Source organism: Bradyrhizobium nitroreducens (genome assembly GCF_002776695.1).
In the GTDB taxonomy this organism is placed as follows: domain Bacteria; phylum Pseudomonadota; class Alphaproteobacteria; order Rhizobiales; family Xanthobacteraceae; genus Bradyrhizobium; species Bradyrhizobium nitroreducens.
Genome location: NZ_LFJC01000003.1, coordinates 7,838,342 through 7,861,191, shown reverse-complemented (window position 1 = coordinate 7,861,191; position 22,850 = coordinate 7,838,342). Strand labels below are relative to the sequence as shown.

Below are 22,850 nucleotides of genomic sequence, written 5' to 3'. Positions count from 1 at the left end.
CACTTGAGAGCTGCGAGTGTGCCACGCCGCTCCTTCTTTCACTGCCGGATGCGGTACATCACACCATCAATGCCATTACGCTTCGTGCTCTTCTCGAGAAGGTAGTTCAACTTCTCCAGCACGCGGCGAGACGCGCCGTTCTCGACATAGACGAGGCCGATCAGGGACGGCAGCATGAGCCGTGACAGCCCGATCTTCGTCAACGCGGTCGCGGTTTCGCTCGCAAATCCCCGACCCCAGAATTCGCGTTTGAACGCGTAGAAAATCTCGATCTCGTCCACGTCGTCGACCAGGATATGGCGGATGCCCGCCCGTCCCGCGAACGCCCCCTCGCGCGTTCGCAGTGTCCAGAGGCCGAACCCGTGCCGGTCCCAATGCGCCATGTTGACGTCGAGGTAAGCCTTCGTCGTCTCCGCCGAACGCACGCCGCCGAGATAACGCGACACTTCGGGATCCTGGTGGAGCGCGACGAGGTCGGCGAGGTGACTTTCATTCAGCCTCTCGGCGGTCAGTCGGTCTGTGACGAAGTGGTCCATGGAATCAGACAGCGGCTTCAACGTTGGTTGCGACCTCGCGTGCGGCGCCGTCATCGGGCGCCAGATATTCCCCAATTGGGCCATCGCGCGAACGAGAGGACCGGTCCCTCATGGCTTCTAACACAACCTAACAGGCAATCTTCGCAGCGTTCGGTCAATGTCACCCCATGAAAGTGGTCGAATTTCGAAAAGGCACGACGACCGACGGGGAGATATCATGACGTCCAAGACATCGAGTGAAAGGCTGCCACGATCCGCGGACGTTTCTCGCCGCGGCTTCGTGGGTGGCCTGTCGGCGGGCCTCCTGGGGGTCGCTGCGAGCGAGGTTGCCCGGGCAGAGACACTGGCCGACGTCCCTGATCGCGCGCCAGGCGCCGATCTCGGCGCGCACAGCGAGCGCTCCCGTTTCGCCAGGCTCGACCGCATTCCAGAGGCCACACCGGGCAAGCGCAACATCGATCCGAGCGATGCCATCAACTCCAAGACGCCGCACCAGAAGCTGGTCGGCAATATCACGCCGACCGACCTGCATTACGAGCGCAGCCATTCCGGCGTGCCCGACATCGATCCCGCGCAGCATCGGCTGCTCGTTCACGGCATGGTGCGGAAGCCACTGGTGTTCAGCGTCGAAGACCTGAAGCGGATGCCCTCGGTCACGCGAATCGTGTTCATCGAATGCACCGGCAATGGATGGGAAAACTGGAAGAAGGCCGATCCTGATCTGACGGTGCAGAACACGCATGGCCTCGTCAGCACCAACGAGTGGACCGGCGTGCCCCTGAAATTCCTGATCGACCTCGTTGCCAAGGACAAGGGATCGACCTGGATGCTGGCGGAGGGCGGAGACGGTGCAGGCGTCGACCGCAGCATCCCGCTCACCGACGAAATCGTGAACGAGGCTTTCGTCGCCTATGGACAGAACGGCGAGCCGCTGCGACCCGCGCACGGCTTTCCGATGCGGCTGGTGATGCCTGGCTTCGAGGGCAACCTCAACATCAAATGGCTGCGCCGCCTCAAATTCGGCAACGCGCCGTGGATGACGCGCTGGGAGACGGCGCGCTACACGCAGTTGCTGGCGAACGGCAAGGCACGGCAATTCCAACTGAGGATGGAGACCAATTCGGTGATCACGCAGCCGTCCGGCATGATGCAGATTCAGCCGGGCTACAACCGCATCTCGGGTCTCGCCTGGAGCGGCCATGGCAAGATCGCCAAGGTCGAGATCTCGACCGACGGCGCCCGGACGTGGAAGCAGGCGCAATTGGCTCAGCCGGTATTGTCCAAGGCGCAGGTGCGTTTCCAGATGGATTGGGACTGGGACGGCAAGCCGACCAGGATTGTCAGCCGCTCGACCGACGAGCAGGGCAACGCCCAGCCGGACCGGCAGACCTTCATCGCGGCGATGGGGACCAATGCCCTGTTTCACTACAATGCCCAGCAGACCTGGAGCATCGACGAGGCCGGGAGGGTCCGCAATGTCCTCGCATGACAAGATGTTTCTCGCCGGTATCCTCACATTCGGCCTGCTCGCCGCACCCGCGTTGGCGTTCGACTTCGGCCGTCCGGCGACGCCTGCCGAGATCAAATTGTGGGACATCGACGTCGGTCCGGATGGCAAGGGCCTGCCCGACGGCAGCGGCACGGCAGTGCAGGGCAGGCAGATATTCGCTGACAATTGCGCGGCCTGTCACGGCGACAACGGCCAGGGCGGCATCAAGGATCGTCTGGCCGGCGGACAGGGCACGCTTGCCTCGAACATGCCCGTCAAGACCGTCGGCAGCTTCTGGCCCTATGCGACGACGTTGTTCGACTACATCCATCGCGCGATGCCCTATCCGACCCCGGGCTCGCTCAGCACCGACGAGACCTATGCCGTCACCGCCTACATCCTGAGCCTCAACGGCATCGTTCCAGCCGACGGCAAGGTGGACAAGGAAAGTCTGCCGAAGATCAGGATGCCCAATCGCGACGGCTTCGTTCCACAACCGGAGTTCGATCCCGCCAAGCTGTTCCGCAGGAAGTGAGCGGGCGATGAAGCTTTCGATCTTGATCAGGATCCTCGTTCTGATCGCAGCGACATGTTTATGGGAGACACAGGCAATGGCCGCAGACGGACTCATCACCATCAGGAGCGGTTTCGGGCCCGAGGACACGATGAAACGGCTGGAGGCTGAAGTGAAGGCCAAGGGCCTCACCGTGTTCGCCCATATTGATCACGCGGCCGGTGCCGCCGCGGTCGGCCTGCCGCTGCGGCCGACCGATCTCATCATCTTCGGCAACGCCAAGGGCGGCACGCCGTTGATGCAGCAGGCGCAAACCGCCGGCATCGACCTGCCGCTGAAGGCGCTGGTCTGGCAGGACGAGCAGGGTGCGACCTGGCTGTCCTACAACGATCCCGCCTATCTCGCGGAGCGTCATGGCGTCGGCGAGCCGGCGAAGGCTGCCGTCACGGCGATGACCGGCGCTCTGCATGCGATCGCGACCAAGGCCACAGCGCCCTAAGCGTGAGGTGACGGCCGCGCGAGGAGAGGTTCATGAACGACACTGACGGACAACCGGCGTCATCCACGCCGCAAGGTGGCAAACTCACCAGATGGCTGGTCGTTGGGGGGCTATGCGCGATGCTCGTCGCAGCGAGCGTTCTCGGTTATCTCGGCTGGACCAGCACCGATACCAGCGTGCCCGCATCGGGCTATGTCGCGCTGGTGCTCGGCGTCGTGTTCTCGCTGGTCGTCGGCGTCGGCCTGATGGCGCTGGTGTTCTACAGCAGCCGCAAAGGCTATGACGAGCCCGCCGTGCTGATCGAGGAGCCGGAGAGCGATCCGGACGATGGCCAGGCCCGCTCGCGCTGACGGGGAAGTCTACGCAGCTGTGAACAACTGAGTCCCTCGTAACCGCGTCGCGGTGGTTTCGCCGCTCAAGCCGTCTCTCGTTGCCGCAGGCGTCCGATCCAGATCGTGAGCCGGCCGCAGTCCGGGTCTTCCACCACATGGTCGACGACGTCAAAACCATTGCTGTCGAGCAATTGGCGATATTCCGCCGGGGCGAGGCTGGCATGGTAGAGCGGCTCACTCTCGAACGTTCCGATGGCCTCTCCGGCTGATGGACCGCTCGTGAACATCAGCGCTGCACCATCGGCGGCGTGCCGACCAAAGATCGGAAACATCTGGCGCTGTTGCTCGGGAGCCAGATGGAAAAAGCTGTTCCAGGCGAGCAGGCCATCGAACGTTTCGTTCAGTTCCAGGGATCGCATGTCAGATACACGCCAGGTCGCGCCGGGGAATTGCCTCTTTGCGATGTCGATCATTTCCGGAGCGGCATCGATGCCGGTGACGTCGCATCTGGCCTCGAGCAGGTAGCGCGCGATTGGCTCTCCGGTGCCGCAACCGATATCGAGCACCCTGGCCCTCGCAGGCAAATGCGCGATGAAACGGTCGAGCCATTTTCGTTCCGTCAGATCTCGCCCGCGCAGGCGCGCCCACGCAGTGGCGTGTCGGCGATACAGTCCAACGATGTTGTCCGCATCAGAGTTCATTTTCGTTCCGCCTGACGCAGCCGCTCGCGACACAGGCAGCTGTCGCTCGCGGGCCGTCGTCGCTGTTTTGGGTGATGGGTCAATCGGGTTGCCGTCAACGCCCCCCGCAAGCCATTGATTTTACAAGCCCCGTCTACTGTGCATGGGGTTGTTTTCGCATTTTTTGTTGTGGGAGGGCCGCTAGCCGGCGCCGAGCGCCACCGCGACATTGTAGGTGAGCAGGCTCGCGGCATAGGCCAGCACCAGCATGTAGGTGAAGGTCACGGCCATCCAGGTCCAGCTGCCGGTCTCGCGCCGGATCACGGCCAGCGTCGAGGCGCATTGCGGGGCGAAGATGTACCAGGCCAGCATCGACAAGGCGGTGGCGAGCGACCATTTCGTCGCCAGCACCTGGCCGATCTGCTCGGCCGCTTCCTTGCCGCCCTCGATCGCGTAGACGGTGCCGAGCGCTGCGACCGCGACCTCGCGCGCCGCCATGCCCGGGATCAGCGCGACCGCGATCTGCCAGTTGAAGCCGACGGGCGCGAGCAGCGGCTCCAGCGCCTTGCCGATGATGGCGGCGAGGCTGAAGTCGATGGCGGGCTCGGTGGCACCCGCCGGCGGCTGCGGGAACGAGGCCAGGAACCAGATCAGCACCATCATCGAGAAGATCGTGGTGCCGGCGCGCACCAGGAACATCTTGGCCCGGGTGTAGATGCCGATCACGATCGATTTCAGCCGCGGCATCTTGTAGTCCGGCAGCTCCAGCATGAACGGCGCCGGCGCATAGTCGCGCAGCATGAAGAACTTGATCAGGAACGAGACGGCAAGCGCGCTGATGATGCCGGCGGCGTAGAGGCCGAACATCACGAGGCCCTGCAAATTGATGAAGCCCCAGACGTCCTTGGCCGGAATGAAGGCGGAGATGATCAGCGTGTAGACCGGAATGCGCGCCGAGCAGGTCATCAGCGGCGCGATCAGGATCGTGGTGAGCCGGTCGCGCTTGTTGTCGATCACGCGCGTCGCCATGATGCCGGGAATGGCGCAGGCGAAGCTCGACAGCAGCGGAATGAAGGCGCGGCCGTGCAGACCGGCGCCGCCCATGATGCGGTCCATCAGGAACGCGGCGCGCGCCATGTAGCCGAAATCTTCCAGCAGCAGGATGAACAGGAAGATGATGATGATTTGCGGCAGGAACACGATGACGCTGCCGACGCCCGAGATCACCCCGTTCTGCAGGAAGCTCTGCATCAGGCCGGCGGGCAGGGTGGCGTGCACGAACTCGCCGAGCATATCGAAGCCGGAGTTGAGCAGCTCCATCAGCGGCTGCGCCCAGGCGAACACCGCCTGGAACATCACGAACAGGATCAGCGCCAGCACGACGAGGCCGCCGACGGGATGCAGCACGACCGCGTCGATCCGCGCGGTCCAGGTGTCCGGACGGCTCGGCAGGCTGACGCAATCTGCAATGATGCGATCGGCCTCGCGCTGGGTCGCGCGCAGTTCGGCGACGCTGAGCGCGCGCCAGCTGTTCGCCTCCGCCTCGGCGGCGAGCTTGGCCGAGATCTCATCGGTCAGCTTCAGGAGGTCGGCGGTGCCGCCCTTGCGCACCGCGATCGAGGTGACCACCGGCAGGCCGAGCTCCTTGGCGAGCCGGTCGACATCGACCGTGATGCCGCGGCGGGCGGCGATGTCGAACATGTTGAGCACCAGCACCATCGGTCGTCCGGTGCGCTTGAGCTCGAGCAGCAGGCGGATGGTCAGCCGCAGATTGGTGGAATCGGCCACGCACAGCACGAGATCGGGCACGGCCTCGCCGGAGGCCTTGCCGAGCACGAAGTCGCGGGTGATCTCCTCGTCCGGGCTGCGGCCACGCAGCGAATAGGTGCCGGGCAGGTCGACCACCGAGACCTGGCGTCCCAGGGGCGTGACGAAGAAGCCCTCCTTGCGCTCGACGGTGACGCCGGGATAGTTCGCGACCTTCTGCCGGCTGCCGGTCAGGGCGTTGAACAGCGAGGTCTTGCCGCTGTTGGGCGTACCGACCAGGGCGAGATGCAGCAGGGGTAATTCCATGTGATCAAAGGCCTGGCAACGGCTTGGCAAGGGACTCGGGATGAGGCGTCCGGTCGCGATCTTAAGCGACGATGATGGCCATGGCTTCGCGGCGGCGGACGGCGATCGTGATGCTGTCGACCCGCACGGCGATCGGGTCGCGCCCGACCAGCCCCTCATGCAGGACCTCGACCCGCGCGCCCTCGACGAAGCCGAGCTCGATCAGGCGGCTTTCGAGCTCGATGTCCGAGAGCGCCGAGCCCGCCTGGCGAGCCGAAAGTTGTTGGATGACGCCGGTATAGCCTCGCTGGGCCAGACCCAGCGGCATGTGCGGGCGCGTGTCATTGGTGTCGGTCATGCCCTGTATTTTCAACGCAAGGCAGTGAGGTCAAGCGCGCGCGCTCGCTGAAACCGCACCTTAGAGCGATTTTAAAGTACGGGTGGCGGAGCGCCGTCGAAGGCGTCCCCCGCGTTTGGGTTGGCTACTGGGCCGGGACCTTGTCCGGCTGGGGGGCCATGGCCCGGCTCTTGAAGTAGTCCAGGACGAACAGGCGGATCGCCGACGACAGATTGCCCTGCTGGCGGTTGTTGTCGATCTCGCCGACCAGCTCGGACAACGTCATGTTGCGCAGGCCGGAAATCTCCTTCATGCCGTTCCAGAACGCCTCTTCCAGGCTGACGCTGGTCTTGTGCCCGGCGACGACGATCGACCGCTTCACGACGGGCGACTTCATGGCTGCTCCTCGCGATCGATCTGATGCTGATCCAGGTGCGCCTTCGCCTTGTCCGCGCGCGTCTCCTCCGCCGACCGTTCCGCCTTCGTGCGACCGAACTTCGTCCGGTTGGCGTCCGCCTGTTTCGCCGAGGCTTCCCGCTCGGCGCGCTTCCTGAAACGATTCAGGTTGATGACGTTCCCCATGCCGCGTCTCCATCATCCGATCCTCTTCAGGCTGGACGAAACATTCCGAAACAGGGTGCCGCGTTGCACCCCAAAAGACTTGATCGCCATTCGCTCGTCCTCGTCAATCGGGCCCTAAGGCCATCAAACGATGAATTTGACCCCCGTCGAGGGGCGGAATGACTGCGTAGCACGCCGTTCCGCCGGAACATTGACGGTAATCAAATCCCGCCCCCAAAGCCGCACATTTCTGGGGCGCCTGGCGTCCGTATCATTACGGATGGCAATCGGAATTCGGAATTTTATCCCGGGCTGGTCATCTTTTCAGGGCGCACCAGGCGATCGAACTCCTCGGCCGAGACGAAGCCGAGCCGCAGCGCCTCCTCCTTCAACGTGGTGCCGTTGGCATGGGCCGTCTTGGCCACCTTGGCGGCGTTGTCGTAGCCGATCTTCGGGGCGAGCGCCGTCACCAGCATCAGCGAGCGCTGCATCAGCTCGTTGATGCGCTTTTCGTCGGCGCGGATGCCGCTGACGCAATGCTCGGTGAAGGATCGCGCGGCGTCCGCCAGCAGGCGGATCGAGTGCAGCATGTTGTAGGCCAGGACGGGCTTGTAGACGTTGAGCTCGAAATGGCCCTGGCTGCCGGCGACCGTGATCGCCGTGTGATTGCCGAACACCTGGCAGCACACCATGGTCATTGCCTCGCACTGCGTCGGGTTGACCTTGCCCGGCATGATCGAGGAGCCCGGCTCGTTCTCCGGCAGGATCAATTCGCCGAGGCCCGAGCGCGGGCCCGAACCGAGCAGGCGGATGTCGTTGGCGATCTTGAACAGGCCCGTCGCCACCGAATTGATGGCGCCGTGGGCCAGCACATAGGCGTCGTTCGAGGCCAGCGCCTCGAATTTGTTGGCGGCGCTGGTGAAGGGCAGTTTCGTGATTGCGGCAACGTGCTTTGCGAACAGTTTTGCAAAGCGCGGCTTCGAGTTGAGCCCGGTGCCGACGGCGGTGCCGCCCTGCGCCAGCGGATGGAGGTCCTTCACCGCAATCTTGAGCCGGGCGATGCCGCTTTCGACCTGCGCGGCATAGCCGGAAAATTCCTGGCCGAGCGTCAGCGGCGTCGCATCCTGGGTATGGGTGCGGCCGATCTTGACGATCCCAGCGAACGCCTTCTCCTTCTTGCGCAGCGCGCCAAGCAGCTCACCGAGGGCGGGAACGAGATCGGCATGGATGCGGCTTGCGGCTGCGATATGCATCGCGGTCGGGAACGAATCGTTCGACGACTGGCTCATGTTGACGTGGTCGTTGGGATGCACCGGCTTCTTGGCGCCGAGCTCGCCACCCAGGAGCTCGTTGGCGCGGTTGGCGATCACCTCGTTGAGGTTCATGTTGCTCTGCGTGCCGGAGCCGGTCTGCCACACCACGAGCGGAAAATGATCGTCGAGCTTGCCCTCGATCACCTCGCGCGCGGCGCGAATGATGGCGCCGGCGCGGCGCCGGTCGAGCAGGCCGAGCTCGAGGTTGGTCTGTGCGGCGGCGAGCTTGACGATGCCGAGCGCGTGCACGAGGGAGATCGGCATGCGATCGGTCCCGATGCGGAAATTCTGGCGCGAGCGTTCGGTCTGCGCGCCCCAATAGCGATCGGCGGGGACCTCGATGGGACCGAAACTGTCGGTCTCGGTGCGGGTCGCGGGGCGGGCGGTCTTTGAGGTCGTGGGCTTGGAGCGGGAAGCTTTGGCCATGAGCACATCCATTCCGCCGCGCGAGGTGCCGCGCGGCCTCTTCATGTGCTCTTCTATATAGTCAGTCTGGCCGGGCGCGACCGTTTCGCGGCCAACCTAGATCATTTCTTGCGGAAACGATCGAGCCGCACCACTTCGGCGCCGCCCTGGTTCGGCGGGGTCGGCTCTTCCGCAGTCTCCGCCTTTTCAGCGGCAGCGGCGGGCACCGATACGGCCGAAGGGGCAGGGGCCGCCGGCAAATTCTCCGGCGCGACCTCGGCGACATCGGACGTGTCGAACTGGAGGCCGAACTTCACGGACGGATCGAGGAAGCTCTTGATGGCGCTGAACGGCACCACCAGCCGTTCCGGAATGCCGCCGAAGGACAGGCCGACCTCGAAGCGGTCCTCGAGCACGGTCAGATCCCAGAATTGATGCTGGAGGATGATGGTCATCTCTTCCGGATACTGCGCGAGCAGCCGCGACGACAGCTTCACGCCCTCGGCCTTCGACACGAAGGTGATGAAGAAATGGTGCTCCCCCGGCAGGCCATGGGCCGCGGCATCGGTCAGCACCTTCCGCAGCACGCCGCGCAGCGCGTCGCGGGCCAGCACATCGTATCGGATATGATCGGTCGCCATGGTGGTCCTGTTGCATCCCCGAAGCCGAACCAGCCGGCTCGACTCGCCAAGCCGCAATAATATCGCGCCTGACGGGTGAGCAGGAGTCCCCGCCGGGGAAGAAATGAAGCTAAGTGGAGGCTTCTGTTGCCAGGTGCCTCCGAACCCCGCCTAGCGGAGCTTAACCCGCTAGGACTTTAGAGTGGTCTTTCAAACTGCGTTACGCAGCCTGAGCAACCGGAGCAAAGTTGTCGTTGGCAACTATTGCAGTAGCCCGATAACGGCGGAACAATACCGGGAAAAAGTTCGCCCTTTACGCCCTCGTCGATCCTATTTCGCCCCCGCCAAAACCCGCTTTGGGCTAGCCCACACATGGGCTTTGGTGGAGGCGCCGGGTACCGCCCCCGGGTCCGAATGGTTTATTGCGACGACCGTTTATTTCCATAGCCGGCGAACCGGCATCCTCAATATAGGGGGCAAAGGTTTAGAAAAACAGAGGTTTCGAGCGGGGAAGTCCCGGTTCCCTTTGGATAGGTTCGACGTGGGCCTGCGCCCGACCTTGGCCGCACCGCAGGCCACGTTCTAAGCTCCTGACATGTCCCCGGATTCCGCACCGGCCGCCCAAGAGCCGGATATCCCCACCGCGCACGCCGCTCCGCCCGGCCTGCTGGACCTGTTTCTGGCCTTCGCCCGGATGTCGCTGGCCGGTTTCGGCGGGGTTTTGGTGTTTGCCCGGCGGGCCATCGTCGAGCAGCACCGCTGGATGACGGCGGACGAGTTCAACGAGACCTTCGCGCTCTGTCATTTCCTGCCCGGGCCCAACATCGTCAACCTGTCGGTGGTGTTCGGGTCGAGGCTGCGCGGCATTGCCGGCGGGGTTGCCGCTTTTGCCGGACTGCTGCTGCCGCCGACGCTGATCATGACGGTGCTCGCGATCGCCTACGCCCGTTTCGGCGACCTCGACGTGCTGCGCCGCAGCCTCGCCGGCATCTCCTGCGCGGCGGTGGGGCTGTTGATCGCGGTGGTCTTCCGCATGATGACGCCGCTGCTGAAGCGGATGGATCCCCTCGCACTGATCCTGATGCTCGGTGTTTTCCTCGCCATCGGCGTGCTTCGCCTGCCGCTTCCGGCGGTGCTGCTGGTTGCGATCCCCGTCAGTATCGGCGCCACTTATTTCCTGCGGCGGAAAGTAGCAGCATGAATGCCGAGAACCCGATCTGGGCGCTGATCTCCACCTTTGGACTGATGTCGCTCTTTGCGGTCGGCGGCGCTGCGGCGGCGGTGCCCGAGATGCACCGCATCGCGGTCGAGGTCCATCACTGGATGACCGACAAGCAGTTCTCCGATGCCTATGCGATTGCGCAGCTCTCGCCAGGTCCAAACGTGCTTATCGTGACGTTAATCGGCTATGCGGTCGCCGGAATTCCCGGCGCGCTGGCAGCAACGCTGGCGATGTGCCTGCCGACGGCGCTGCTTGCCTATTATGTCAGCCGGCTGCTGAACAGGCCCAGCCAATCGCGCTGGCCCGGCCTGATTCAGGCTGCACTGGTTCCGCTCTCGATCGGATTGATGGCCGCGAGTGCTCTGATCCTGGTCCAGTCGACCGATCGTACGATTGCTGCACTGCTTCTGACCGCAATGGTTGCGGTGATCGCATCCGTCTCGCGCATCAATCCACTCTGGCTCCTGCTCGCCGGCGGGCTGTTTGGTTTTGCTGGCATTGTGTGATGAAAATGGCTAGGCAGTGATCGGGCGGGGGATCCATTTCCAGCCGATTTAGAACAACAGTGCTCGTGACTTACAGGTCGCGGAGGAGACATGCATGGCCGATACGATGGGCCACTCGGCGACTGCCACTCGAAACACATCGGTGGCACTCGGCTTCTGTCTGCTGGCGATAGCGCCGCAGATTTTCGAATTCATCTGGTCGATAGGGACGATTTTCGGCTGGGGCGCGGGCCGCGGCCCGGCCGCGGTGGTGGTTGCCCACGCCACGGCGCTGTTCGCCGGTGCGCCCGGCGCGCTGATCGGCGCGGCCAGCGGTGACACCAAGAAGGCGTCGTCCGAGGTGCTGCTTGCGCTGATCTACTCCTATCCGCTCCTTGCGGTGGCGATCGTCACGCTGTTCATGACCATCAGGTCGGCCCAGGACTATGTCGGCGGCGTCATCCTGATGGCGCTGGCCCTGTTCGCGCTCTGGGCTTCCAGCGATCTGCAGGGCATGCGCGGCTTCTCCTTCGGCGCCGGCACCGCACCGCGGATGTTCGGCGGACTGCTGGTCGCCTTGTCCGCGGGCATTGCCCTGACCGGTCTTCTGACCGACGGGCCGGGGATGTCCCATTATGCCTGGCGCGGACCGCTGTTCGTGATGGCCGCGATCCTGTTCTTCGCGCTGTCGATCCGCTCGCTCGGCCTCGTGGTCACGGCCTTTGCGAGCTTCATGATCGCGGCGACGGGATCGAACGAGACGCGTTGGGTGGAGGCTGCCATCGTCGGCGCCTGCCTGACGATCGGCTGCGCCATCCTCTTTCCCTACGTGCTCGGGTTGCCGATGCCGATGTTTCCGCGCTTCCTGAACCAGTGAGGGTGTAATGGATATCTTTGCCAACCTCGCTCACGGTTTCGTCGTCGCGCTCTCCCCGATCAACCTCCTGATGTGCCTGATCGGTGCGCTGGTCGGCACGCTGGTCGGCGTGCTCCCGGGCATTGGCACCATCGCCACGGTCGCGATGCTGCTTCCGATCACCTTCGGACTGCCGCCGGTCGGTGCGCTGATCATGCTCGCCGGCATCTATTACGGTGCACAGTATGGTGGTTCGACCACCTCGATCCTGGTCAATATTCCAGGTGAGGCGACATCGGTCGTCACCGCCATCGACGGTCACCAGATGGCCAAGCAGGGCCGCGCCGGCCCGGCGCTGGCGATTGCGGCGATCGGCTCGTTCTTCGCCGGCTGCGTCGCGACGATTTTGATTGCAGTTCTCGGTGCGCCGCTGACCAAGCTCGCGCTGGCGTTCGGTCCGGCCGAGTATTTCTCGCTGATGGTGCTGGGCCTGATCTTCGCGGTCGTGCTGGCCAAGGGCTCGGTGCTGAAGGCGATCGCGATGATCGTGTTCGGCCTGTTGCTCTCCATGGTCGGCTCGGACATCGAGACCGGCGCCTCGCGCATGGCCTTCAACATTCCGGAGCTCGCCGACGGTCTCGGCTTCGCGACGGTGGCGATGGGTGTGTTCGGCTTCGCCGAGATCATCCGCAATCTCGACGCCGGCGCCGAGATGAACCGCGACCTCGTGCAGCAGAAGATCACCGGCCTGATGCCGACCAAGAAGGATCTGATCGACTCGGCGCCGCCGATTCTGCGCGGCACCGTGCTCGGCTCGATCCTCGGCATCCTGCCCGGCGGCGGCGCGGTCATCGCCTCGTTCGCGGCCTACACGCTCGAGAAGAAGCTGGCGAAGGACCCGAAGCGGTTCGGTCGCGGCGCGATCGAAGGCGTGGCGGCACCGGAAAGCGCCAACAACGCCGCGGCGCAGACCTCCTTCATCCCGCTGCTGACGCTCGGTATCCCGCCGAACGCGGTGATGGCGCTGATGGTGGGCGCGATGACCATCCACGGCATCGTGCCGGGCCCGCAGGTGATGCAGAAGCAGCCCGACCTCGTCTGGGGCATGATCGCCTCGATGTGGATCGGCAACCTGATGCTGATCATCATCAACCTGCCGCTGGTCGGAATCTGGGTCCGCCTGCTCCGCGTGCCGTACCGGCTGATGTTCCCCTCGATCGTGATCTTCTGTGCGATCGGCATCTACTCGGTGAACAACGCACCGGTCGACGTCATCCTCGCCGGCGTGTTCGGTCTCGTCGGCTATTGGCTGATCAAGCACGATTTCGAGCCGGCGCCGCTGCTGCTCGGCATGGTGCTGGGACCGCTGATGGAAGAGAACCTGCGCCGTGCGCTGCTGATCTCGCGCGGCGACTGGAGCGTGTTCCTGACGCGGCCGCTGTCGGCGGTGCTGCTCGCGATCGCGGCAGGCCTGCTGCTGCTCACGGTGCTGCCGGCGCTCCGGTCGAAGCGCGACGAGGTGTTCACCGAATCCGAGAACTGAGCGACGCGCCCAGCGTCGTCGCCGCGCCCTGCGTCGTCGCCGCGCCCTGCGTCGGCGCGCCGCATCCGGAAGTCGGATCGACTCGTGTTACGGCTTCGTGAAATGAAAATGCCGGCCTTTGGGCCGGCATTTGTTTTTGTCCAAGGGGATCGACATGACCTTGATTCGCGCGCTCACGGGCGCATGTGCGGCAGCGCTCGCATCGCTGGGCATCCTCATTGCGCCGGCCGAGGCGCAGACCTATCCGACGCGCAGCATCACCATGATCGTGCCATTCGCGGCCGGCGGGCCGACCGACGTGGTCGCGCGCATCGTCACCGGGCACATGGCGCAGACGCTCGGACAGAGCATCATCATCGAGAACGTGGTCGGCGCCGGCGGCACCACCGCGACCACGCGCGCCGCGCGGGCGGCCAATGACGGCTACACGCTGATCACCGGGCATATGGGCACCCATGCTGCCTCCGTGCCGCTCTATCCGAAGCTCGCCTATCACCCCGAGAAGGATTTCGAGCCGATCGCGCTGCTCGCGGGCACCCCGATCCTGATTCTGGCGCGCAAGGACTTTCCGCCGAAGGACCTGAAGGAGTTCGTCGCGTATGTGAAAGCCAACGCCGAGAAGGTGAACGCTGCCCATGCGGGCGTCGGCTCGGTCTCGCACGTCTCGTGCGAACTGCTGCACTCGATCCTCGACATCAAGCCGGTCGGTGTGCCCTTCAACGGCACGGGCCCCGCGATGAACGCGCTGGTGGCGGGGCAGGTCGACTACATGTGCGACCAGATCGTCAACGCCGTGCCGCAGATCAATGCCGGCACCATCAAGGCCTATGCGATCGCGACGCCGGAGCGCAATCCGTCGCTGCCCAACGTGCCGACCACCGCGGAAGCCGGTCTGCCGAAATTCCAGGCCCAGGCCTGGAATGCGATGTTCGCGCCGAAGGGAACTTCGCCTGCGATTGTCGCCAGCCTGAACGCCGCCGCCAGCAAGGCGCTCGACGACGAGACGGTGAAGAAGCGCCTGCTCGAGCTCGGCAGCGTCATCCCCACCCCCGCGGAACGCACGCCGGAGGCGCTGGCCACCCTCGTCAGGAACGAGATCGCGAAGTGGACCCCGGTGCTCAAGCCGGCAACTTAACCAGCACTTTCAAGTCGATAGGTGAGGGGTGGGACGCAAGTTCCGCCCCTTGTCGTTTGCGCCGGGATGCTCATTTTTCAGGGTATAATCGGTGCGGACAGCGAATCGCCGCTGTCGCAGCGCGGGGGTGGCCGCTAAGTTCGCCGCCTCCCCAAAGGCTCAGTCGCACATGCACCAGTATCAGGACCTGCTCGAGCGGATTCTTTCAGACGGCGCCGAGAAGACCGATCGGACCGGTACCGGCACGCTCTCGGTGTTCGGCCATCAGATGCGCTTCAATCTGTCGGTCGGCTTCCCGATGCTGACCACCAAGCGGCTGCCGCTGAAGGCGATCGTGCATGAGCTGTTGTGGTTCCTGAAGGGCGACACCAACATCAAATATCTGCGCGACAACGGCGTCACCATCTGGGACGAGTGGGCCGACGCCAATGGTGATCTCGGCCCCGTCTACGGGCATCAATGGCGCTCGTGGCCAACGCCTGATGGCGGCAGCATCGACCAGATCGCCAAGGTCATCGACATGATCAAGCGCACCCCGGATTCGCGCCGGCTGATCGTCACCGCCTGGAATCCGGCCGACGTCGACAAGATGGCGCTGCCGCCGTGCCATCTGCTGTTCCAGTTCTATGTCGCGAACGGCAAGCTGTCGTGCCAGCTCTATCAGCGCTCGGCCGACGTCTTCCTCGGCGTGCCCTTCAATATCGCGTCCTATGCATTGCTCACCATGATGGTGGCGCAGGTCACCGGCCTGAAGCCCGGCGACTTCGTGCATTCGTTCGGCGACGCCCATCTCTATTCCAACCATCTGGAGCAGGCCCGGCTTCAGCTCAGCCGCGCGCCGCGTGCGCTGCCGGTGATGCGGATCAATCCTGAGGTGAAGGACATCTTCTCCTTCCGCTATGAGGATTTCGAGCTCGTCGGTTACGATCCGCATCCGCACATCAAGGCGGAAGTCGCGGTCTAGCGCATGATCCGGAAAAGTTTGCAGCGGTTTTCCGATAAGATCATGCGGGCACTTTAAACGATGTCGCTCAACATCCGCCGTGCGCAGCCGGGAGAAGCCGGGCTCGTTCTGTCCTTTGTCCGCGAGCTCGCCGACTACGAAAAGCTCGCGCACGAGGTGGAGGCGACCGAGGCTGACATCGCGGACGCACTGTTCGGCGAAAGGCCGCGGCTCTATTGCGCGATCGCCGAGTGGAACGGTGAGGCCGTCGGCTTCGCGGTCTGGTTTGCGAATTTCTCCACCTTCAGCGGCCGCCACGGCATCTATCTCGAGGACCTCTATGTGCGGCCCTCACATCGCGGCAAAGGTCTCGGCAAGGCGCTGCTGGTCTATCTCGCGAAGGAGTGCGTCGACAACGGCTGGGCGCGCCTGCAATGGGCGGTGCTCGACTGGAATGCGCCGTCGATCGCGTTCTACAAATCGCTCGGCGCCGTCATGATGGACGACTGGACGCTGTGCCGCGTCACCGGGCCTGCGCTGACGCGGCTTGCCGGGAGCTCTGCCTGATGGAGATCGTCTTCGTCGTCGCGATTGCGGAGAACGGCGTCATCGGCGCGGGCAATGCGATGCCGTGGCGATTGAAGGCCGATATGGCGCGCTTCAAGGCGCTGACCATCGGCAAGCCCGTGATCATGGGTCGCAAGACCTTCGAATCCCTGCCCCGCCGTCCGCTGCCGGCCCGCACCAATATCGTCATCACGCGCGATGCGGCCTATCGCGCCAATGGGGCCATCGTCACGACATCGGCCGCGGATGCGGCCGCGGTTGCGCGCGGCGATGCCCTGCGGCGTTCCGTCACCGAGATCGCCGTGATCGGAGGCGCCGAGATCTTCCGGCAATGGCTCGATCGCGCCGATCGCCTCGAGATCACCGAAGTGCATGCGCGGCCCGAAGGCGATACGCATTTCGACATCGACAGGGCGGAGTGGGACGAGGTGGAACGTATCCGCCATCCCGCCGGCCCCGACGACAGCGCCGACTACTCCTATGTGACATATCGTCGGCGGCGCGGCCATTAACCGCTTTCGCCAATGTTTACATTGACTTTTTCGTGCCCGAGCATAGCTCGGAAGACGACGAAGGCTGCGTTGTAAGGGACCTGCCTGTCCCCTATAAAGCGGACCGGACAAAGCGGGCGGGGGCAATTCCACCCTGCCGAGGAGAGCGTCGAATGCCGTGGAAGAATCAGGGCGGTGGCCCATGGGGCTCGGGTCCAAAGGGACCATGGGGCTCAGGCCCGCAACCGGTCGGGCCGAGGCCGCCGGATCTGGAAGACCTTCTGCGGCGTGGCCAGGATCGCCTCCAGCAGATCATGCCGGGCGGCTATTTCTCCGGCATCGGCATCACGCTGATCGTGCTGCTGATCGTCGCGTTCTGGCTGCTGTCGGGCTTCTTCCGCGTGCAGTCCGAAGAGCTCGGCGTCGTGCTGCGCTTCGGCAAGCATGTCCGCACCGTGCAGCCGGGCCTGAACTATCATCTGCCCTATCCGATCGAGACCGTGCTGCTGCCCAAGGCGCTGCGCGTCAACACCATCTCCATCGGCATGACGCTGATCGACGATCCGGCGCGGCGCGGCCGCTCCATTCGTGACGTGCCGGAAGAGAGCCTGATGCTGACCGGCGACGAGAACATCGTCGACGTCGATTTCACCGTGCTGTGGCGCATCAAGCCTGATGGCGTCGGCGACTTCCTCTTCAACATCCAGAATCCCGAAGGTACCGTGAAGGCGGTCGCCGAGAGCTCGATGCGCGAGGTGATCGGCCGCTCGCAGATCCAGCCGATCCTCACCGGTGCGCGCAACGTCACCGAACAGGGCGTGCAGGAACTGATCCAGAAGACCCTGGACAGCTACGGCGCCGGCATTCAGATCAGCCAGGTGCAGATGCAGAAGGTCGATCCGCCGGCGCAGGTGATCGACGCCTTCCGCGACGTCCAGGCGGCGCGCGCCAATCTCGAGCAGTTGCAGAACGAGGCACAGACCTACGCCAACCAGGTGGTGCCGCAGGCGCGCGGACGTGCGGCGCAGATCATGCAGGCCGCCGAAGGCTACAAGGAGCAGGCGGTTGCCGAGGCCAAGGGCCAGAGCTCGCGCTTCCTGAAGGTTTACGAGGAATACAAGAAGGCGCCTGACGTGACGCGTGAACGGATCTATCTGGAGACGATGGAGCGCGTGCTCGGCGGCGCGGACAAGCTCGTCTATGACGGCGGGCCCTCGGGCCAGGGCATCGTGCCTTACCTGCCCCTCGGCGAACTGACGACCAAGCGGCCGCCTGCCACCGGTCCGCAGTCGAGCGGAGGCAACCGATGAGGTCTCCGGTCACAGGTATCGTCACGCTGCTCGGGCTCCTGCTCGTCGTGATCGTCGGCTACATGTCGTTGTTCACGGTTGCGCAGACCGAGCAGACCATCGTGCTGCAGTTCGGCCGCCCCGTCGACGTCGTCACCGCGCCCGGCCTGCACTTCAAGGCGCCGTGGAACTCGGTGATCAACATCGACAAGCGGATCCTCGATCTGGAGAACCCGTCGCAGGAAGCGATCGCGTCCGACCAGAAGCGGCTCGTGGTCGACGCCTTCGCACGCTATCGCATCAAGGACGCGCTGCGCTTCTATCAGAGCGTCGGCTCGATCCAGGCTGCGAACATCCAGCTCACCACGCTCCTGAACGCGGCGCTGCGCCGCGTGCTCGGCGAGGTCACCTTCATCAACGTGGTGCGCGACGACCGCGAGAAGCTGATGCAGCGCATCCGCGACCAGCTCGATCGTGAGGCCGACGGTTACGGCATCCAGGTCGTCGACGTCCGGATCCGCCGCGCCGACCTGCCGGAGCAGAACAGCCAGGCGGTCTATCAGCGCATGAAGACGGAGCGCGAGCGTGAAGCGGCCGAGTTCCGGGCACAGGGCGGCCAGAAGGCGCAGGAGATCCGCTCCAAGGCTGACCGCGAGGCGACCGTGATCGAGGCGGAAGCCAGGTCGCAGGCCGAGCAGACGCGCGGCGTCGGCGACGCCGAACGCAACCGCCTGTTCGCCGAAGCCTACGGCAAGGATGCCGACTTCTTCGCCTTCTACCGGTCGATGACGGCCTACGAGAACGGGCTGAAGTCGAACGATACCCGCTTCCTGCTGCGGCCGGACTCGGATTTCTTCCGGTACTTTAGCAACCCGTCCGGCAAGACGCCGGCGAAACCTTAAGCTAGACAACGGGCGGCGAATCTCGCCGCCCTTTGTTCAGACAAGAACACCACAAACGGGAGGTTCCCATCCGATGAGGTCCATTGCGTTCGCCGACTTCCTCATCGGCCTGGGCATCCTGTTCGTGCTGGAAGGCCTGATGTTCGCAGCCAGTCCGAACTGGATGCGCAAGGCCATGAAGAGCGCCATCGCCACGCCCGACAACGTCCTGCGGGTGGTCGGGATCGGTTCGGCCGTCGCCGGCCTCGTCCTGATCTGGGTTATGCGGCGTCCGGTCTAAATCTTGCGCCAACGTCAAAGTGAAGGCGAAAGACCGGTTTTCGCCGTATTGTCGGGGTGTTGAGACCCGTTAAGCTCCGCGCTTGCGCCGTCCCCCCGTTCGAGCGCAGTCTGGACGGCGAATCCTTATTCTCTGGAGATACCAATGACCGCTGCCACCATTGCCCCGACCCGCTTGCGTTTAGGGCTGGCTGCGCTCGCCGTCGGTGCTTTCGCTGCGCTTGGCACGCCGGCACAGGCGCGCGGACCGGAGGGCATCGCCGACGTCGCCGAGAAGGTGATCGACGCGGTCGTCAACATCTCGACCTCGCAGACCGTCGAAGCCAAGGGCGGCGGCGGCAACGCCATGCCGCAATTGCCGCCCGGCTCGCCCTTCGAGGAGTTCTTCGACGACTTCTTCAAGAACCGCAAGGGTCCCGGCGGCGGCAGCAAGGGCGGCGATAACAACCCGCCGCGCAAGACCAACTCGCTCGGAAGCGGCTTCATCATCGACACGTCAGGCGTCGTCGTCACCAACAACCACGTCATCGCGGACGCCGACGAGATCAACGTCATCCTCAACGACGGCACCAAGATCAAGGCCGAGCTGGTCGGCGTCGACAAGAAGACCGACCTTGCCGTGCTGAAGTTCAAGCCGACCAAGCCGCTGATCGCGGTGAAGTTCGGCGATAGCGACAAGCTGCGTCTCGGCGACTGGGTGGTCGCGATCGGCAACCCGTTCAGCCTGGGCGGCACGGTGACGGCCGGCATCGTCTCGGCCAAGAACCGCGACATTTCCTCGGGTCCCTATGACAGCTACATCCAGACCGACGCCTCCATCAACCGCGGCAATTCCGGTGGTCCGCTGTTCAACCTCGATGGCGACGTCATCGGCGTCAACACGCTGATCATCTCGCCCTCGGGCGGCTCGATCGGCATCGGCTTCGCCGTGCCGTCGAAGACGGTCGCGGGCGTCGTCGACCAGCTCCGTCAGTTCGGCGAGCTGCGCCGGGGCTGGCTGGGCGTGCGCATCCAGAGCGTCACCGACGAGATCGCCGAGAGCCTCAACATCAAGCCGCCGCGCGGCGCGCTGGTTGCCGGCGTCGACGACAAGGGCCCGGCCAAGCCCGCCGGCATCGAGCCCGGCGACGTCGTCGTCAAGTTCGACGGCAAGGACGTCAAGGATCCCAAGGATCTGTCCCGCGTCGTCGCCGACACGGCGGTCGGCAAGGAGGTCGACGTCGTCATCATCCGCAAGGGCCAGGAAGAGACCAAGAAGGTCACGCTCGGCCGCCTGCAGGATCCCGACAAGGTACAGACCGCGGCGAAGACCGACGAGCCGGCGCCGGAGAAGCCGGTGACGCAGAAGGCGCTCGGCCTCGATCTCGCCGCGCTGAACAAGGATCTGCGCACGCGCTACAAGATCAAGGAGAGCGTCAAGGGTGTCGTCGTCACCAATGTCGATGCCAACTCCGACGCCGCCGAGAAGCGCCTCTCCGCTGGCGACGTCATCGTCGAGGTCGCGCAGGAGGCGGTGTCGAGCGGCGCCGATATCCAGAAGCGGGTCGACCAGCTCAAGAAGGACGGCAAGAAGTCGGTGCTGTTGCTGGTCTCGAACGGCGACGGCGAGCTGCGCTTCGTGGCGCTGAGCGTGCAGTAGAGGCCGCACGGTCCCGCAGCGCGGCACGGTCTCGTAGGGCGGGCAAAGCGACTTGTCCGCCGTAGCTCGAAGAGCGAAGGCGGAAGCGTGCCCACGCCTTTCCATCGTTGCGACAAACAGTGGTGGGCACGGCGCAAATCCGCCTCCGCCCACCTGACCGCTGCGGAGTGTGCAGCGAGAGGTTAAGCCTCCACGAACTCGGCCCGCCGATAGCCCTGCGCATAGAGCAGCGCGGTAAGATCGCCGTGGTCGATCCGTGCAGCCGCCGCCGCGGCCACCGCCGGCTTGGCGTGATAGGCGACGCCGAGGCCCGCCGCCTGGATCATCGCGAGATCATTGGCGCCGTCGCCGACTACGACGGAGTCGATGTCGTCGAGATCGAACGACTCCATCAGATCCACCAGCGTCGCGAGCTTCGCCGCGCGTCCCAGGATCGGCTCCTTCACCTCGCCGGTGAACTTGCCGTCGCGCACGACGAGCTGGTTGGCGCGGTTCTCCTGGAAGCCGAGCTTGGCGGCGACCGCGCTGGTGAACAGCGTGAAGCCGCCGGAGACGAGGCAGGTATAGGCGCCGTGGGCGCGCATGGTCGCGACCAGTTCACGGCCGCCCGGGGTGAGCGTGATGCGCTTGGCCAGGACTTCGTCGACCACGCTGGCGGGCAAATCCTTCAGCAGCGCGACGCGCTCGCGCAGTGCCGGCTCGAACTCGATCTCGCCGCGCATCGCACGCTCGGTGATGGCCGCGACATGGGCCTTCATCCCGACCAGGTCGGCGAGCTCGTCGATGCATTCCTGGCCGATCATGGTCGAATCCATGTCTGCCAGAAAAAGCTTCTTGCGCCGGGCCTCGACTGGTTGCACGACGATGTCGATAGGCAGGTCGCCGCGAAGCTCGCGCAGCCGCTGCTCGATGGCGTGGCGGTCGGCTTCGAGGTTATTGTCGGCGCCGAAGGGGATATCGACCGCAACCCCGTCGAACAGCCAGTGCGCGGGAGCGGCCTGCGGCAGCACCGCGCGGGCGCCGTCGACGATGGTGGTGTCGAGCGCGGGATTGTCGGGATTGCAGATCAGCGTGGCGACGAGGGACATTTGAGGTTTTCGTGAGCGAGAGGCAAGTCGGCAGAAGGCCTGTTGGCGAGGCCGTGCTTATCGCAGGCCCGACCGCCAGCGGCAAGTCGGCCCTGGCGCTCGAGCTGGCCCTCAGCGCGGGCGGCGTCGTCATCAATGCCGATTCCATGCAGGTCTACCGCGATCTGCGCATCATCACGGCACGGCCGACACATGACGAGGAAGCCCGCGCTCCACACCGTCTCTACGGCCACGTCGATGCGGCCGTGAACTTCTCGGCGGGCGCCTGGGTGGCTGACGCGGCAAAGGCGCTCGACGAGGCAAAGGCGGAAGGCCGCCTGCCGATCTTCATCGGCGGCACCGGATTGTATTTCAAGGCGCTGACGGCGGGGCTCTCCGTGGTGCCGCCCATTCCTGCCGAGGTGCGAGAGGCCGTGCGCACGCGGCTGGAGCGGAATGGCCCGGAGGCGCTGCATGCGGAACTCGCACGCCGCGATCCGCGCGCGGCCGAGCGACTGAACCTGCGTGACCGCCCCCGGATCGCGCGCGCGCTCGAAGTGGTCGAGGCGACCGGCCGCTCGCTGCTCGACTGGCATCGGGAGGGCCAGCCGCCGCTGCTGCCGAATGGCAGTTTTCGCGCGGTGTTTCTCGCCCCCGACCGCGACGCGCTTTATGCGCGGATCGATGCCCGTTTCGATGCCATGCTCGGCGCTGGCGCCTTGAGGGAGGTCGAGCACCTCGCCGCGAGACACCTCGATCCGCTCCTGCCGGCCATGAAGGCCCACGGCGTGCCGGCCCTGATCCGGCATTTGCGCGGCGAACTCAGCCTGGACGAGGCGGCCACCATCGGTCGCGCCGATACCCGCCACTACGCCAAGCGCCAATTCACCTGGTTCCGGCACCAATTGCCGGAGTTCGAATGGGTCAAGCCGGCCGAGGCGAAGGGATGGCTGGCGGCCGTCGTGAGTGCGGCGCGGGACCGGGGATGACAACCTCCCTCCGTCGTCAGTCCGGGGCGCGCGTAGCGCGCGCCCGGAATCCATAACCCCAGGCGCCCGTGTGGCGACGGCTTTTGGGCCACCATCTCACGAGCC

General features: G+C 64.8%; 26 protein-coding genes and 1 other RNA gene. 17 read left to right on the top strand and 10 right to left on the bottom strand.

Annotated elements, in window-relative coordinates:
- Positions 1-38 precede the first annotated feature (38 nt).
- Positions 39-536, bottom strand: coding sequence for a GNAT family N-acetyltransferase (locus TSA1_RS37190; RefSeq protein WP_100180660.1), 498 nt, complete (start codon positions 534-536; stop codon positions 39-41).
- A 217-nt stretch (positions 537-753) separates the two neighbouring features.
- Between TSA1_RS37190 and soxC the strand changes: the two genes are divergently transcribed.
- The 4 genes from soxC (at position 754) to TSA1_RS37170 (ending at position 3,388) form a co-directional block, all read left to right on the top strand.
- Positions 754-2,025 carry a sulfite dehydrogenase gene (gene soxC / locus TSA1_RS37185; RefSeq protein WP_100180659.1) on the top strand — a complete coding sequence of 424 codons (1,272 nt, stop codon included), beginning with the start codon at positions 754-756 and terminating at the stop codon, positions 2,023-2,025.
- Positions 2,012-2,560 (top strand): c-type cytochrome, encoded by a 549-nt coding sequence (locus TSA1_RS37180; RefSeq protein ID WP_100180658.1) that lies wholly within the window; start codon positions 2,012-2,014, stop codon positions 2,558-2,560. The genes soxC and TSA1_RS37180 overlap by 14 nt, the downstream gene beginning before the upstream one ends.
- A gap of 76 nt (positions 2,561-2,636) precedes the next feature.
- On the top strand, positions 2,637-3,038 hold the full coding sequence (locus TSA1_RS37175) for a DUF302 domain-containing protein (protein ID WP_430649788.1): 402 nt from the start codon (positions 2,637-2,639) through the stop codon (positions 3,036-3,038).
- 32 nt (positions 3,039-3,070) lie between these two features.
- Positions 3,071-3,388, top strand: a complete 318-nt coding sequence (locus tag TSA1_RS37170) for a hypothetical protein (protein ID WP_100180656.1) — start codon at positions 3,071-3,073, stop codon at positions 3,386-3,388.
- 65 nt (positions 3,389-3,453) lie between these two features.
- Here the strand turns inward: TSA1_RS37170 and TSA1_RS37165 are convergent, their stop codons facing one another.
- From TSA1_RS37165 to ssrA, 8 genes are all read right to left on the bottom strand, one after another.
- Positions 3,454-4,071 (bottom strand): class I SAM-dependent methyltransferase, encoded by a 618-nt coding sequence (locus tag TSA1_RS37165; protein WP_100180655.1) that lies wholly within the window; start codon positions 4,069-4,071, stop codon positions 3,454-3,456.
- A gap of 180 nt (positions 4,072-4,251) precedes the next feature.
- Positions 4,252-6,123 (bottom strand): ferrous iron transporter B, encoded by a 1,872-nt coding sequence (gene feoB, locus TSA1_RS37160; protein WP_100180654.1) that lies wholly within the window; start codon positions 6,121-6,123, stop codon positions 4,252-4,254.
- Positions 6,124-6,184: 61 nt separating this feature from the next.
- Complete coding sequence (locus TSA1_RS37155) at positions 6,185-6,460, bottom strand: FeoA family protein (RefSeq protein ID WP_097663043.1); 276 nt, start codon at positions 6,458-6,460, stop codon at positions 6,185-6,187.
- Between the two features lie 124 nt (positions 6,461-6,584).
- On the bottom strand, positions 6,585-6,836 hold the full coding sequence (locus TSA1_RS37150) for a ribbon-helix-helix domain-containing protein (protein ID WP_063202285.1): 252 nt from the start codon (positions 6,834-6,836) through the stop codon (positions 6,585-6,587).
- On the bottom strand, positions 6,833-7,021 hold the full coding sequence (locus tag TSA1_RS37145) for a DUF4169 family protein (protein WP_018640859.1): 189 nt from the start codon (positions 7,019-7,021) through the stop codon (positions 6,833-6,835). Before TSA1_RS37145 ends, TSA1_RS37150 begins: the two co-directional genes overlap by 4 nt.
- Before the next feature lie 281 nt (positions 7,022-7,302).
- On the bottom strand, positions 7,303-8,751 hold the full coding sequence (fumC, locus tag TSA1_RS37140; protein ID WP_100181554.1) for a class II fumarate hydratase: 1,449 nt from the start codon (positions 8,749-8,751) through the stop codon (positions 7,303-7,305).
- Positions 8,752-8,840: 89 nt separating this feature from the next.
- On the bottom strand, positions 8,841-9,359 hold the full coding sequence (locus tag TSA1_RS37135; protein ID WP_100180653.1) for an SspB family protein: 519 nt from the start codon (positions 9,357-9,359) through the stop codon (positions 8,841-8,843).
- 112 nt (positions 9,360-9,471) lie between these two features.
- Positions 9,472-9,837: a transfer-messenger RNA gene (gene ssrA / locus TSA1_RS37130) on the bottom strand.
- Positions 9,838-9,933: 96 nt separating this feature from the next.
- Here ssrA and TSA1_RS37125 point away from each other — a divergent pair.
- From TSA1_RS37125 to TSA1_RS37070, 12 genes are all read left to right on the top strand, one after another.
- Complete coding sequence (locus TSA1_RS37125; protein ID WP_100180652.1) at positions 9,934-10,539, top strand: chromate transporter; 606 nt, start codon at positions 9,934-9,936, stop codon at positions 10,537-10,539.
- Positions 10,536-11,066, top strand: a complete 531-nt coding sequence (locus tag TSA1_RS37120; protein ID WP_100180651.1) for a chromate transporter — start codon at positions 10,536-10,538, stop codon at positions 11,064-11,066. Before TSA1_RS37125 ends, TSA1_RS37120 begins: the two co-directional genes overlap by 4 nt.
- 94 nt (positions 11,067-11,160) lie before the next feature.
- A complete protein-coding gene (locus tag TSA1_RS37115; protein ID WP_100180650.1) occupies positions 11,161-11,922 on the top strand; it encodes a tripartite tricarboxylate transporter TctB family protein in 762 nt (253 codons plus the stop codon).
- Between the two features lie 7 nt (positions 11,923-11,929).
- Entirely contained in the window at positions 11,930-13,444 is a 1,515-nt protein-coding gene (locus tag TSA1_RS37110; protein WP_100180649.1) for a tripartite tricarboxylate transporter permease, read from the top strand.
- A 154-nt stretch (positions 13,445-13,598) separates the two neighbouring features.
- Positions 13,599-14,579, top strand: a complete 981-nt coding sequence (locus TSA1_RS37105) for a tripartite tricarboxylate transporter substrate binding protein BugD (protein WP_100181553.1) — start codon at positions 13,599-13,601, stop codon at positions 14,577-14,579.
- A 169-nt stretch (positions 14,580-14,748) separates the two neighbouring features.
- Positions 14,749-15,543: a thymidylate synthase gene (locus TSA1_RS37100; protein WP_100180648.1), complete on the top strand. Its 795-nt coding sequence runs from the start codon at positions 14,749-14,751 to the stop codon at positions 15,541-15,543.
- Positions 15,544-15,603: 60 nt separating this feature from the next.
- Positions 15,604-16,089, top strand: coding sequence for a GNAT family N-acetyltransferase (locus TSA1_RS37095; RefSeq protein ID WP_100180647.1), 486 nt, complete (start codon positions 15,604-15,606; stop codon positions 16,087-16,089).
- Positions 16,089-16,601: a dihydrofolate reductase gene (locus TSA1_RS37090; protein WP_100180646.1), complete on the top strand. Its 513-nt coding sequence runs from the start codon at positions 16,089-16,091 to the stop codon at positions 16,599-16,601. Before TSA1_RS37095 ends, TSA1_RS37090 begins: the two co-directional genes overlap by 1 nt.
- Positions 16,602-16,753: 152 nt before the next feature.
- The gene (gene hflK, locus TSA1_RS37085) at positions 16,754-17,890 is read left to right on the top strand and encodes an FtsH protease activity modulator HflK (protein ID WP_100180645.1); all 1,137 of its coding nucleotides are present in this window, start codon (positions 16,754-16,756) and stop codon (positions 17,888-17,890) included.
- A complete protein-coding gene (gene hflC, locus TSA1_RS37080) occupies positions 17,887-18,771 on the top strand; it encodes a protease modulator HflC (protein ID WP_100180644.1) in 885 nt (294 codons plus the stop codon). The genes hflK and hflC overlap by 4 nt, the downstream gene beginning before the upstream one ends.
- A 73-nt stretch (positions 18,772-18,844) precedes the next feature.
- Positions 18,845-19,051 (top strand): DUF2065 domain-containing protein, encoded by a 207-nt coding sequence (locus tag TSA1_RS37075; protein ID WP_100180643.1) that lies wholly within the window; start codon positions 18,845-18,847, stop codon positions 19,049-19,051.
- Positions 19,052-19,195: 144 nt separating this feature from the next.
- Positions 19,196-20,689, top strand: a complete 1,494-nt coding sequence (locus TSA1_RS37070; protein ID WP_100180642.1) for a Do family serine endopeptidase — start codon at positions 19,196-19,198, stop codon at positions 20,687-20,689.
- A gap of 182 nt (positions 20,690-20,871) precedes the next feature.
- Here TSA1_RS37070 and serB read toward each other — a convergent pair whose 3' ends face one another.
- Entirely contained in the window at positions 20,872-21,777 is a 906-nt protein-coding gene (gene serB, locus TSA1_RS37065) for a phosphoserine phosphatase SerB (RefSeq protein WP_100180641.1), read from the bottom strand.
- Between the two features lie 11 nt (positions 21,778-21,788).
- On the opposite strand from serB, the gene miaA reads away from it, so the two are divergent.
- Positions 21,789-22,745 carry a tRNA (adenosine(37)-N6)-dimethylallyltransferase MiaA gene (miaA, locus tag TSA1_RS37060; protein WP_100180640.1) on the top strand — a complete coding sequence of 319 codons (957 nt, stop codon included), beginning with the start codon at positions 21,789-21,791 and terminating at the stop codon, positions 22,743-22,745.
- Positions 22,746-22,850 lie beyond the last annotated feature (105 nt).